The 13,168-nt window shown below is 44.5% G+C and carries 15 protein-coding genes; 12 read left to right on the plus strand and 3 right to left on the minus strand.

Features of this window, described 5'->3' with window-relative positions; genetic code table 11:
• Positions 1 to 3: 3 nt before the first annotated feature.
• Positions 4 to 2,655 carry a DNA mismatch repair protein MutS gene (mutS, locus tag ACJJII_RS13165; RefSeq protein ID WP_444916512.1) on the minus strand — a complete coding sequence of 884 codons (2,652 nt, stop codon included), beginning with the start codon at positions 2,653 to 2,655 and terminating at the stop codon, positions 4 to 6.
• An 810-nt stretch (positions 2,656 to 3,465) separates the two neighbouring features.
• Here mutS and ACJJII_RS13170 point away from each other — a divergent pair.
• The 12 genes from ACJJII_RS13170 to ACJJII_RS13225 all read left to right on the plus strand — a co-directional run bounded on the left by ACJJII_RS13170 (position 3,466) and on the right by ACJJII_RS13225 (position 11,055).
• The gene (locus ACJJII_RS13170; RefSeq protein ID WP_444916513.1) at positions 3,466 to 3,897 is read left to right on the plus strand and encodes a PH domain-containing protein; all 432 of its coding nucleotides are present in this window, start codon (positions 3,466 to 3,468) and stop codon (positions 3,895 to 3,897) included.
• 128 nt (positions 3,898 to 4,025) lie between these two features.
• Entirely contained in the window at positions 4,026 to 4,379 is a 354-nt protein-coding gene (locus tag ACJJII_RS13175) for a hypothetical protein (protein WP_444916514.1), read from the plus strand.
• Positions 4,380 to 4,482: 103 nt separating this feature from the next.
• A complete protein-coding gene (locus ACJJII_RS13180; RefSeq protein WP_444916515.1) occupies positions 4,483 to 5,271 on the plus strand; it encodes a YwqG family protein in 789 nt (262 codons plus the stop codon).
• Positions 5,272 to 5,450: 179 nt separating this feature from the next.
• Positions 5,451 to 5,852: a hypothetical protein gene (locus ACJJII_RS13185; protein WP_444916516.1), complete on the plus strand. Its 402-nt coding sequence runs from the start codon at positions 5,451 to 5,453 to the stop codon at positions 5,850 to 5,852.
• A 133-nt stretch (positions 5,853 to 5,985) separates the two neighbouring features.
• Positions 5,986 to 6,336 (plus strand): hypothetical protein, encoded by a 351-nt coding sequence (locus ACJJII_RS13190; protein ID WP_444916517.1) that lies wholly within the window; start codon positions 5,986 to 5,988, stop codon positions 6,334 to 6,336.
• A 61-nt stretch (positions 6,337 to 6,397) separates the two neighbouring features.
• Entirely contained in the window at positions 6,398 to 6,742 is a 345-nt protein-coding gene (locus tag ACJJII_RS13195) for a lipocalin-like domain-containing protein (protein ID WP_444916518.1), read from the plus strand.
• A 121-nt stretch (positions 6,743 to 6,863) separates the two neighbouring features.
• A complete protein-coding gene (locus ACJJII_RS13200; RefSeq protein ID WP_444916519.1) occupies positions 6,864 to 7,151 on the plus strand; it encodes an energy transducer TonB in 288 nt (95 codons plus the stop codon).
• Between the two features lie 478 nt (positions 7,152 to 7,629).
• Entirely contained in the window at positions 7,630 to 8,145 is a 516-nt protein-coding gene (locus ACJJII_RS13205) for a ClbS/DfsB family four-helix bundle protein (RefSeq protein WP_444916520.1), read from the plus strand.
• A gap of 71 nt (positions 8,146 to 8,216) precedes the next feature.
• On the plus strand, positions 8,217 to 8,501 hold the full coding sequence (locus ACJJII_RS13210; protein WP_444916521.1) for a hypothetical protein: 285 nt from the start codon (positions 8,217 to 8,219) through the stop codon (positions 8,499 to 8,501).
• Between the two features lie 1,151 nt (positions 8,502 to 9,652).
• The gene (locus tag ACJJII_RS13215) at positions 9,653 to 10,147 is read left to right on the plus strand and encodes a DoxX family protein (RefSeq protein WP_444916522.1); all 495 of its coding nucleotides are present in this window, start codon (positions 9,653 to 9,655) and stop codon (positions 10,145 to 10,147) included.
• A gap of 104 nt (positions 10,148 to 10,251) precedes the next feature.
• Positions 10,252 to 10,566, plus strand: coding sequence for a hypothetical protein (locus ACJJII_RS13220; RefSeq protein ID WP_444916523.1), 315 nt, complete (start codon positions 10,252 to 10,254; stop codon positions 10,564 to 10,566).
• A gap of 141 nt (positions 10,567 to 10,707) precedes the next feature.
• A complete protein-coding gene (locus ACJJII_RS13225) occupies positions 10,708 to 11,055 on the plus strand; it encodes a hypothetical protein (RefSeq protein ID WP_444916524.1) in 348 nt (115 codons plus the stop codon).
• A gap of 388 nt (positions 11,056 to 11,443) precedes the next feature.
• On the opposite strand, the gene ACJJII_RS13230 is transcribed toward ACJJII_RS13225, so the two are convergent.
• Complete coding sequence (locus ACJJII_RS13230) at positions 11,444 to 12,379, minus strand: TauD/TfdA family dioxygenase (RefSeq protein WP_444916525.1); 936 nt, start codon at positions 12,377 to 12,379, stop codon at positions 11,444 to 11,446.
• Positions 12,372 to 13,142 (minus strand): class I SAM-dependent methyltransferase, encoded by a 771-nt coding sequence (locus ACJJII_RS13235; RefSeq protein ID WP_444916526.1) that lies wholly within the window; start codon positions 13,140 to 13,142, stop codon positions 12,372 to 12,374. Before ACJJII_RS13235 ends, ACJJII_RS13230 begins: the two co-directional genes overlap by 8 nt.
• Positions 13,143 to 13,168 lie beyond the last annotated feature (26 nt).

The following is a 13,168-nucleotide window of genomic DNA, read 5'->3' on the forward strand; positions in this document are numbered from 1 at the left end:
CTTTTACTTCAGTAACTTGCGTAAAGAATAGAGCGCTTCCAGTGCCTGGCGTGGCGTCAAATCGTCTGGATCAAGCTCCTCAAGGGCATCCACGGCCGGGTGGCTCGGGCTGCCAAACAGATCTACCTGCTGGGGGGAACCAGGGCCCGCAGCCATTGGCACAGCGGCTTCTTCCGGCTCCTGTTTGGGGGCCGATGCAGGCGTAGCAATAGGAGCTGGCACATCTACCGACTGGGCGCCGGCTTCCAATGCTGCCAAGCGCGCGCGGGCCTCGGTCAATACATCACTGGGGATACCGGCCAGTTTGGCCACCTGCAACCCGTAACTTTTAGAGGCGGGCCCTTCCTGGATGCGGTGCAGGAAGACAATTCCCTCGCCGTGCTCGGTGGCATCCAAGTGGATGTTGGCGGCTTCAGGGCACTGGTTGGGCAGGTCAGTCAGTTCAAAGTAATGGGTGGCGAACAGCGTAAAGGCGCGCACTTCCCCTGCCAGGTAGTGGGCACAGGCCCAGGCCAGGGACAGGCCGTCGTAAGTGCTGGTACCACGGCCAATCTCATCCATCAGTACCAAACTGTGCTCGGTGGCATTGCGCAGGATATTGGCGGTCTCGGTCATTTCCACCATAAAGGTGGAGCGGCCACCGGCCAGGTCATCGGCACTGCCGATGCGAGTGAAGATACGATCCAGCAAGCCGATCTGGGCACTGTCGGCGGGTACATAACTGCCACAGTGGGCCAACAGGGCAATCAATGCTGTCTGGCGCATATAGGTAGATTTACCGCCCATGTTCGGGCCGGTAATTACCAGCATGCGGCGGTCGTCGTGCAACTCAATATCGTTGGCCACAAAGGGCTCGTCCAATACCTGCTCCACCACCGGATGGCGCCCGCCGGTAATATGCAGGCCCGGCTCAGTGCCCAGTTCGGGGCGGCACAGGCGCAAATCGTCAGCGCGCTCGGCCAAGCAGGCCAGCACGTCTAATTCGGAGATACCCGCAGCAGCGGCTTGGAGCTCTGCCAGGGACTCATTCAACTGATTGATCAGCTCTTCGTACAGCGCCTTTTCACGAGCTAGCGCGCGGCTCTTGGCGGAGAGTGCCTTGTCTTCAAACTCCTTCAGCTCGGGAGTAATGAAGCGCTCTGCATTTTTCAGGGTCTGGCGGCGAATATATTCAGCTGGCGCCTTATCGCTTTGCCCGCGACTGATTTCAATAAAGTAGCCATGCACCCGGTTGTAACCCACCTTAAGGGTGGGAATACCGGTTCGCTCTTTTTCCCGCTGCTCCAGTTGCACCAGGTAATCGCCGGCGTTTTCACTGATAGCGCGCAGCTCGTCCAGTTCTTCGTCGTAGCCGGTAGCAATAACGCCACCGTCGCGAATTACTACCGGAGGGTTTTCAATGATGGCATCTTGCAGCAGCTCTACGGTTTCTGGCCACTCGCCGATCTGGCTGCACAATTCACTCAATAAAGTTGCGTCAGATTCCGCTAACTGTTGCTGGATTTCCGGGAATTGAGCTAGGGACTGGCCCAGGCGAGCCAAATCCCGAGGACGTGCAGAGCGCAGTGCCAAACGGCCCAGGATTCGCTCCATATCGCCCACAGGTTTTAGGGCATCACGCAGAGGCTCAAAGCCATAATCGGCAATTAATACTGCGATGGCATCCTGGCGGTTGCGCAAGGTAGTCAGCTGGCGCAAGGGGTTGTTAAACCAGCGGCGCAGCAAGCGGCTACCCATAGCGGTTTTACAGCTATCGAAGACCGACAATAGGGTATTGTCATCGCCACCGTTCAGGTTCAGATCAATCTCCAGATTGCGGCGGCTGGCACCATCCAAGGCGACTGTCTCATCACCACTTTCCGTCAGCAGGCCGCGAATATGGGGCAGCTCGGTACGCTGGGTGTCCCGTGCATATTGCAGCAAGCAGCCGGCAGCGATCACAGCACCGTGCATATGGCTACAACCAAAGGCCTCCAGGTTCATGGTGCCGAATTGCTGGTTGAGCAGACGCAAAGCGCTCTCCAGCTCGAACTCCCAAGGTGCCCGGCGGCGCACGCCCGCGCGGCGTTCGATTTCAATCGGCAGGCTAAGCTCTTCCGGCGCAAGCAGTTCAGCGGGATTGTGGCGCTGCACCTGCTCGGCCAGAGCTTCTAGAGTATCTGTTTCCTGAACCACAAAACGACCGGTTGCCAGGTCCAGCAGTGCCAGGCCAAATACATCGCCCAAGTGTGAAATAGCAGCCAGGAGGTTATCGCGGCGATCGTTGAGAAGTGCCTCGTCCGTGACCGTGCCTGGAGTAACAATACGTACTACTTGGCGTTCAACCGGTCCCTTGCTGGTGGCGGGATCACCGATTTGTTCACAAATGGCAACGGAAACACCAGCTTTAATCAGCCGCGCCAAGTAGCCCTCAGCTGCATGGTATGGAATACCGGCCATGGGTATAGGCTCACCCCCGGACTTGCCACGGGCAGTAAGGGTGACATCCAACAGCTCTGCCGCCATCTTGGCATCATCAAAGAACAGCTCGTAAAAGTCCCCCATGCGGTAGAACACCAGCTCTTGGGGGTGCTGGGCCTTGATGCGCATGTATTGTTGCATCATGGGGGTGTGTTCGGGTTTCGCGGCCTTGGTCTTGTTTGCGGTTTTTGGCATTTTTCTCTAAGAAAATCAGTAAGTTACAAAAGTGTTCGCAAACCCCAAGAGCCCCGCAGGAGTGGCGGCCGGCTCAGATTGGGGTAGGGGGCAGGTTTCCTCGGGGGCTTAATAAGCAGAAGCGTTCGATCAAATAATGAACGGCAAGCCCAAACCTGATGTTCTTGAAGCATGCAATCGGGATAGATCTGAACAGAAAGGTCCAGGCTAAAGTTCGAAGGGCTTCTTTATAGGGGGCGCAGAATAGCAGAGTGGGGGGCAAACCACTATGGATGGCTTATCGACTGAAAGTCGAATGACCAGCAGCGACCCTGTGATTTTATGAGAGCCTTGTAGGGAAGCGGGACGTTTTCGTCTTTGAGGTAAGGACCGTCACTTTTCTTTCCTCTAATGAATCTGCTGCTGATCTCAACAAAAAAGATTCCTGACTCAGTAAGGTCGAGTACTAAACAAGCCAATTCTTTACGCGGTAGCGCATCCCTCCAGCTGGGACATATGTGCATAGTAGGCTGATGAAATACAGTACTGATAACTAAGTCCTGCTTCGTATATCAGAATTCAAAAGACGCTGCTCCTATTTCTGGGGAAAATTCTATAACTTGTTGATTTTTAAAGGATGTGAAAAATGATATAAAGCAGGGAGAGCGCGGAATTATAAAGACGCTGCTTTATATCTACTTGTTTCGTTTCGTGACACTCAATGTATTTTTTTGATTTTATTGGGTTTTTAAGCGGGCTTTGATTGAGGGCGGTAGAATTATATAGAAGGGTGATATATAGACGCTGCTTTTGAATTAACTGTTAGCATTTATGAAAGTCATCGAACTACGAAGTCGTGGAAATGGAATCGCTCATCTAGTGCTGGGAATAACGGCTATAGTGGGCGCTTATCTGATTTGGACTTCATCTATAAATCTGGAAACCCTGGCCATCTTCTGCCTAGCTGTTGGTATTTTGGGGTTGGCATTAATTTTTCTAGGGCTGAAAGTACTTCAACATAGGCCACTTTCAATTAAGTATGGTAATGGCGAAATTTGGCTTCCAGAAAACGTCGCTTCAAAAAACTATTTGAAAATAAAGCTGCATGAAGTACAGGAAGTGATCATAAGATCGCATGTTCCAAAATATGTTAAAACTCTTGAGGTTTCTTCGGGGCATGGGAAATCGTCAATTTCACTCGAAGCAATACCAAAGAATCAACTTGGGGAGCTGCTCAATTACCTCGGGGCGCCCCAATGCTAACAAGCAGCGGCAGAGCGACAGCCAACGCTACGCACCTTTTGTGTTACTCGCTGTCGCTCAAACATTAACACAAAATGCGCTCCGCGCTGGCTGCGCCTGCGCTGGGCGTTATGTGTATAGGAGGATGAATGCGTAAAACTACAAATCATATAGCCATGTTGCTGCCAATATTCATTTGCCTTTATCCATTTCGCAGTTTGGCTTACACCTCTGAAGATTTGCTTACCTATGGGTTTGCTTTACTAGCCATAGCGCCTTATTTCATCTTTTATATTCTATGGATTAGGTCACATAGCATTGAGCCATATTTTCAGGCTGCTATTTTTTTAATCATGGCTATTACAACACTTATATTTTATGCACCGCAAGAGGGTTTTCTTTTATTCTTCCTCATTGCAATTCAGTCAGGCGTTTTCTGCTTATCACTGCCTATTTACATCTGGCTTAAAACTAAGCAAAGCGCTTATGCTGTACACACATAACCAGTTGCAGCACAATGCAGCTACGCTGCTCGGACTTAAACTGCTTCGCAGCTTAAGCCCGTGTGCAAGGCGTTAGCCTACCCATCAAAGGAAATGAGTATCAGTGAACGAGAGAATACTAAGCCTCGGTAAAAAGTGCCTGAGGATTATTCCCACAGAAATGAAAGTGGCTAGTTTTCTTGGCGGAGAGCCAGTAGTACGCTCACCTATCGACTGGCCACGTAAAAATAATAATCCACTTGGGTTCATTGCCCAGTTATACCTGGGCGAAGTTAACGTAAGTCGAAATATAGACTGGCTACCTGATAGTGGTCGATTGTTATTCTTCTATGATCTCGAAGCGTGGCCTTGGGGGTTCGATCCAAATGATAAGGGTGGCTGGGCTGTAATCTATGAAAATGGATCTGGAGATCTGTATTCTCATGAACTGCCCAACGATCTAAGTGAAGATCATACAGCGCCCCCTATTAAGTATGTGAAAGCGGAGAGCTTCACTAGCTATCCAGATGCTCAAAGAGTTAGCTTGGAAGAAATTGGCTTATCTGAAGACGAAGACGATGAATACTACGACTTTATCGAAGAACAGTACGGAGATGAGCCTCGCCATCAAATTGGAGGTTTCCCGACACCAGTACAAAATGATGATATGGAAGAAGAGTGTCAGCTTGTAAGTGGTGGAGTAAATTGCGGAGGCCCAGAAGGGTACAACTCTGAAGAAGCTAAGCAGCTACGGAGACAGATAAACGATTGGCGAATGGTTCTCCAATTCGACTCTGACGACGATATCGAAGCTATGTGGGGTGACATGGGTATGCTTTATTTCTGGATTAAAGAAAGTGACGCGAGAAAGCATGACTTCTCTAAATCATGGATTGTATTGCAGTGCTGTTAAAATTTAAGGCTAACAAAGCGTTGCACCGAACAAGCCGGTGAACGCGGCGTTAGCTCTCAGGAGATATTGTGCGATTAGCAATCTTATAAATAAGCCTCATTTTTTCTGGTTCTGCTTTATCAGATACGGAAGGTAGTAAGTATTTTGTCTTTATCGGGGAGAAGATAAGCCTTGAACCTGTGCCACCAAAGGAAGGCGAAATACCATTCGATAGTCAGTTTCTAGCGACCTATAGAATAATTGATCCATATCGGGGCACATATCAGGGTAATGAAATCAAATTTACGGTTTTCGATCATTACGGAAGGCCGCCTTTCGCTAACTATGAGCGTGTTCTTCTATATGTCGTGAAGCATGATGGTCGTTACTATCACTCCAAGTATCAATTCACACCGGTTTACAAGACTAAATCTGGGAAATGGGCTGGCGCATATGCCGCTTATGACTATGCCCATTCATATAATAAGAACACGAAGATCAAGCCAGTGAAGATCGAGTTCTCTGAGCCGGTGGTAATTGATATAACAGGTTATGAGAAAGAACATGCCATCGATTGGTTCCCAGAGCCTTACTACAAATAGAGGGAAGTTCTGCTGTAGCAGTTTACGGCAACTATATCGATGAGCTGTTTCTTTTGAAGCAAAATGGTATTTTAAAAGCTCGTGGGGACTTCCAGTAAAAAAGCTAACAAGCAATGGCAGCATTGTCTAAACTATGAGAGATAAACGAGCCATATTTGCGACAGTTGAACTCTGGTATTGCGAACACAAAGGCATTCTGTTCGCAATCTTGGTTACGCTAGGAATTGGAGTGCTCTTCCTATATGTCGGTTTTCCTAAAAGCACTGAGCTTGTTTCAGGTGTCGCGCATGCTCAGGTTTATGATGGCAGCCAAACTGGAAATGATCCTAAGCTTTTGGTCAAATTAGCTAACGGTAACTTAGCTCATGTGGTGGTAAGTTCTCCTGGCCAAGTAAAAATAGGCTCAGAGCTGTGCCTATACAAAAAGACAAGTCATGCAGGTACAGTACATTTTTCAATTAAGGCAGTAGGTAAATGTATATAATAAAATTAGACATGTGACGTTTTCTATGCGGTAGCACATACTAAAGGCGTTAAGGTTCTCCATGAATAAGCTCATCACTCTATTGTTACTAAGTAGCAATACTTGCTTAGCTCAGAATCTAGTAGGCACCTGGGAGGATAGGAGTGGGGGTATATTTGGTGGTGAGTCAGGCTGGGACGAGTGTGAGTTTAGATATGACAACACTTTTAAGTGTACAAACTATCCAAAACTAGGCTGTTTGGTTTTACCTTTTGAAGGAGCTTGGGCGTTAATAGGTAACACTCTCATTCTTCGCTTGGATGGTTCTTATATGGTAAAGGCTCATATTGCCGAGATTGATAAGGATTTCTTTAGAGGGCTGGTAGAAAATGGCAATAAATTTACGTTTAGCAGGCAAAAGCCTTAACAAGGCAATGTAGCTGACGTTTTATTTTGTGCGTTTTTTATACCGTTGCTGCGCTCCAATATGTATGTTAAATGTTCACTAAGCAAGCCGCCGCTGATCTTAACGTTGTGAGAATAAGAACATGAAGAGCATTCCAATAATATTTACTCTCACTATTTCTCTCATGTCCGGAATTGCGTCGGCAACAATAATTTATGTAAAGCCAAATTATCCTTTAGAGGCACCTAAAAATTATATAGAGGGTTGGGTAGAGTTCGAAGTGACGGTAATGCCTGGTGGTTTTTTTGAAAATTTTAAAATCATAGATTCTTATCCTGAAGGCGTATTTGATGAGGCAGCTAGAAAAGCTCTTATGAAATACAAGTTAGTGCCTAGGGAATTAATAGGTGTGCCCCAGTTCATGGCGTGAAGCTCAAAATAAGCTACAATCTGGACGGCGAGTGTATACGGAAATAACAATCACAGGCAGCGAGTCTACGGCCCTATGGGTCTCCGCAAGGTGTTAAGTGGTACAAGGGGAGCAAATGAAATCATTCATAATTAATTTTCTCGGCCTAGTCGGATCTTGGTATATGATCGATCTTACTTCCGAAAATTTGCTTAACTCAATTTTTTTCCGTTAGTATTTACTGGCGTCCTAATTTCCAGTGTACTGTGGTTAGCTGTAAAGTTTGGAATAACCCAGAACTTTAGCTTTAGCTCTGGCGCTTACCTTGGCAGTGGTGATATAGGAGGTTTTGGTGGAGATGGCGGTGCCGTGATGGTGGGTGTAAATCACTGAACAAGCACATATTATTCGCCGCTATCGAAGGGCTTAAGCTACACTTCACCCACCGTAAATGCGAGCGTTATGTAAATACTCTGTAATCGAGTAACCATTGATAGCTATGTCTTCAATTTCGAAAAATAAAGAAGAATTAATCTCGTCAATTGAAAATTCTTATGAAAGTTTATTTGCTGATTATATGGGGGTCCCCAAGGAGCTTTCGAGAAAGATTGGTGTTGAGGGTAATATAAAAAATACAGAAATAAGCGTTTCTGATACTATTTCATACCTGATCGGTTGGGGAAATCTTGTCCTAAAATGGCATGAGCTTAGGGAAAATAATCTCGAAGTAGATTTTCCAGAAAAAGGTTACAGCTGGAATGAGCTTGGGAGGCTAGCGCAGCACTTTCATGCATCCTATAAGGATTGGTCTTATAAACAGTTGCTGACAGAATTCCAGTTTACAATACAAAAAATACTGAAGCTTATAGACTCATTGAGCAATGATGAACTTTATGGGCACATTTGGTATAAAAGTTACACCCTTGGGAGGATGATCCAGTTTAATACTTCATCTCCAATGAAAAATATCCGCACAAAGGTGCGCAGGTTTAAGAAGCAGAATAATATCAAGTAAATTTATACAACCTGTAAACCCAGATGACGCCTAAGAAGTACCTAATTTAAGCGTTTTGTTCGAGGTGAAGAGTGAATAGTGAAATAAAAAACGTACTGCTAAGTGCATATACAGCTATAGGGCTTCCTATATCAGGTATTTTGCTTTTTTTTGCATATATTCTTACAGACAAGACAGTGCCTAGCGTTCAAGATTATGTGATTGCTACGATATGTGTATTTGTTAGCTTAAGTAGTATTTATCTATATAAGAAATTGAGCGCTAGAGAATCTGACCCACCGTTAACTATTCGTACTGCGATTAATGGTGTTTTGTATATTGTAGCAGTAATAGTAATTACAAGTATCATATGGTAATCCTCTTACACAACAAGGGGTTCCAGTCGACACCCAAAGCTACGCACTTTTGAGTGTAAGGTTGCTGCGCTCCCCTTAATACACAAGTGGCGCTTCGCTCCTGGCGCGCCTGAATCCGACATTATGAGCTAAACGAGCTATGTTTAAGTATGTTCTAAAATTTTTATTTTTAGCACTTTGTGGCGAATCTATGGCCTCTGCCCCACCTAAAAATATTGAAGTAACACGAGTAAATGCTGACTTGCTGTCTATTAAGTTGAAAAAAATAGATTCTGGAAGTGTTGATACTTTTCTATATCAGCTTGAGTTTGCTAACAAACTCGAAAGTTGCTTAGCGGAACGGGTTCAAACCTTTCTATTGCTTGATAAAAGGAAATTTCAAGCTCTTCTATGGATTATAAAGTCGGCAGTGAGCAACCCAGTGTTTTACTTCATATGCCTGCATCGGGTTATGATACGGCGATAACTATCCAGTATTGCTGCTCAGAGGGAGTATCCCCCAGCTGTAAACAATCACTCTCAATCAGTTCGGTCATTGGGATTACGTCGCAGTGAGAGGCCCTCATGGCAAGTGACTATGGTTGCTCGTCAATTTTTTAAGCCATACTTTTATCCCGGTAGGTGTTATTTTTCACGATCGTATTTAGGGGGGGTGTCTGCTTTCTCCGTGCGCAAATAAACTCTAATTCGAGTCTTTCTGTAGATTCTATTAGTATTCTTTGAGATTGAGTGACATCCTTAATAACTTAATGAAATTTTTATTGGTGAGACTAAAGAATTGGCCTGTAGATCTCACATAAATATCGAGTTATTTATTGCCGGTATCAATTCTGACATTGATCTATTGAGGTTTCATACGATAAGCTATCTCCACCTTGCTATTCGGGTTTGAGATCCACATAACTATCTGAGTTGTGCCTTGCGGATATCTGTCACGTTCGTACTCTTTAATGGTCTATATAAACTAATCGGTTCAGCAATGAACTGTGACTAACAAGGTCTTCGGTGGCCAGCGAAGATGGCTCCCAATTTACTCGTTAGCGAAAAGTACTTTCAATATCAGAATCGGGCAAGAACAACCACACAAGGCGCTGTCACCGGCTCCAGCGCGAATGCGTCTCTGTGGGTGAGCTTAGCGTTATGAGGAAACTATGGTAACTCCAATAATTATTCTTTTACTGTTGTCTAGTCCCTTAGGTATCTCTTTTATTTATTCAAAGTTTAGCGGCAAGCCTCTGAATGTTAAAAAGTACGCCTATTGGGGATTGGGAATAACCTTCATATTCTTCTGCGTTGGGCACTTTGTTAAAACGGAGGGCATGGTGGAAATGTTACCGTCTTGGGTTCCTTTCCGCCTAGCAATAATCTATCTCACTGGATTGATTGAGCTATTGATAGGTATTGCTCTTTTTGTGCCAAGATATCAGCTCCATGCTGCATGGCTTGCTATTGTAGTTTTCGTTATTTTCTTGCCTGCAAATATTTATGCGGCATTAAACGGTATTGGTCTTGGTGGGCATCAATGGGGGCCTGTTTATTTGTTATTACGTGCGCCACTGCAAATCATACTAATTGCGTGGGCATATTTTCTGTGTGCGAAAGGTCATAACAATTTAAAGCTGTCGACCACTAATTCAGTCGGCTGATTGAGGTGTTGTGTGTAAGGTCTGCCCAAGCTTTAGTAAATCAAATCAAACAGATGCGCTAAAGCACACATGTGTTTGAATTGTTATATTTTTAAAAAGGTCGGATGAAATATAGAGCATTATTTGCGGTAGGTTTTTTTGCTGGGTGTGTAGTTCCGGTTTCTTGGTGGGTTGTGATTTTTACTCAACTGAGTGGTTTGATAAAATCAATCATATTGGTTGTCGCTGCTTTGATAATGATAACTTCGATGTTTATTTCAAGTAAGGAAATAGACGAACCGTTTCGGTTTAGTAAAATTTACAAAAGCAGATGGAAGCCCAAGCTTAAACGTTTTCAACATTTTGGTGTTTTATTACTAGGAATCAATACTCCTATATTCATGTGGGTTGTTTTTTCAATTATTTGGAGTAAAGCATAACAAATTGCTGAATCCTATGTTCTGCTCGCTTTGTGCTGTAGACCAAAGCAGCTTTATCCCGGTGATGGCCTGAGTAAAGCGTTGCGCTTATGAGTAGGTCTATGCTACAACTCAGATATGTGTAATCGAGAGGAATAAAAGATGATGAGTTCTTTGGAGGTAGCGGAGTATTATTTCAAACTCTCAAACGAAAGTAACTTTGATGAAATCACAAAACTATTTTGTGAAAGCTCCACATTCAGGTCAGGAAAAGGAGATCTATTCTTAGGTGTGAGTGACATCATGTCTATGCAGAGACTTCATCATGGTATGTTTTCAAAGCTTGAGTGGGAAGTATGCAGTGTTACAGAAACCAAACCCGGGATAGTTCATTTCAACTTTAACTTTACAGGTGAAACACATGCTGGAGAGAAAGTAGAGTATTCCGGTTTGGAAGATGTGGTTGTATATGGTGGTAAAATTCAGCACGTTCAAATACAGCGTCTGTGATGCCTTATAATCCCATGTCATGCAACCTATCTTTTGCTGCATGCATGGGTCAAAATCAGGCAAGTGAAACCATGTAAGTTAAAGCATGAAGCTTTGAAAAGCTGGCCTCGTTTTGCCCACCAAAAGCCTCCAGCTTCATAAGTCCGGTGTTTGAGGTGTTAATAAAAAGACTAGCCTGCCTTTAGTAGGTATCCGGTATCGTTAGGTTTAATTGGAAGTTAATTGAAATTTTTGCGGGGAAATCTTTCACCCGCTAAAGCTGGAGAAGCGTTTAAAGTACTTCTCCAGTTTTTCTTAGGCTGCCAATCAGCATTTCGCAAATTATTAGCTCACAAAGTGATGGTGTTCTGCTAAAGAGTATATGGTTTATGGGTTGATTAGATGGAGCCTAATCAATCCATACCCTGGTATAAACCCGCTTCTGATCCGGAGTATCAATAAATCCATCCCGATCATGTAGGACTTTGGTGTTGTCAACGAAGACCATATCTCCAGAGTTCATGTAGAAGCTTAATGTATTCTCCGCACTGTTTAATTCCTTATCTAGTATATCCAGAGCCTTAAGTACTTCTTTTGATAAAGGCTGGTTCACGCGCTGATGGCCTTTCTCAATCCAGTACCGCATATAACGAATACTGAGCTTTTCGTTTGAATATTCGAAAATAGGAAAACAGTTTTCAAGTATGCTTTTTATGTTTTTGTCACTGCCTGGAGTAACTAAATCTCTAATATAGTTGTTGTACAGGATCTCTAGTTTTTGTGGAGCAGTTTTTCGCAAGTTTTCATGAACTTGAGCCGCAGACACGATTTTTGATTTTCCACCCTCAACTGCTGGAGTAAGGCAGCATAATCCAAGTATCTTTGGTTGTACGGTACGTTGTGAGCTATCAGTATGGACGCCAGTGGGTGCATTTGTTTGAGATACAGGAATAGCTTCGCTAGTGTAGTCTTTTCCTGTGTCGAGAATCCCATAAAGCCGGCCATAAGTATCTATAGTATTGCCCATTGCCAGGCTAAGCTTTAGAAATAGTAGGTTAAGCGTTGGCTTGCTTAATGATTCCTCGCCCTGTATCCATGCCACACCACTACCATGTTCTATTTCATGTTTTATCTGGTTGGCAAGCTGGTCGAATTCAGGTGTGGCAACTGATTTTTGGGTCAGATTTTCAATCGGGTTGTTTTGTTGTTTGGCCCAGCTCTCCAAAGCCTCGACTTCAGATTTCCAGTTTGAAGGCCACAGAAACTTCCAGTTGGAAGTTGCGGTCATATCATTAGCAGTCCAGGCTTGGACTTGAACTACTTCACTTGGGGCTAAGTTAGTCATTTACTTGCACCTTAAATAATACGTGTAGTGGATAGCCGGCTAGTGGTGAGAAAAAATCTGGATCTAGGTCGAGGTGCTCTTGAGTCACTGAGAGTTCTTGAACGGTTGGCAGGGATTTAAAACCAGCTTGTGCCAGAATTTCAAAATAGTGTGAAAAATTTTTATGCACGCATCGTACTGAAACTGGCTTGCCGTCTCTGCGCCATATTTTTCCTTCAAATGTTTGATCTATGCCATCTAAATAAGTCAAGTTGCCGTGTTGAAAGTAGAATGGAGGAACTTCTTCCCTCATGAACGGAAGGCAAGGGTGAGGCACTGTAAAAATAAAGGTGCCCCCTTTATTTAATAGACACTTGACCTTACTTATAACCTTTGTCATTTCTTCTATGGTTAGATAGTTGAAAAGAAATACAGCAATAGCATGGTCAAACTTATCTCTAGGAAATTCTGTAAATGTAACGGCATTTCCAACTGCATATTCTGCTTTCGTCAAATTTCCAGCAGAAGCTGTTTCCTTTGCCTGGGAAATCATCTCTGAGGAAGAGTCAACACCAAAGATTGAACCTGCTCCCTTATCAAGTAGCATCCTGGATACGTAGCCTTCACCGCAGCCCATATCCAATATGTTTTTCCCGGAGATATCTCCGATTGCTTCCAAAACTTTGGGGCGAGCGGTGAAATCACTGAGTAGGATTTTCTCAGAGCGGTTCCAGCTGTGAGCTTGTTTGTTATAGATGGTTTCAGTTGATAGTGGTAAGTTCATCCCGAACTGCTCCTTCAATTTTAGGG

The organism is Microbulbifer maximicatervae (SeqCode) (assembly GCF_052467825.1).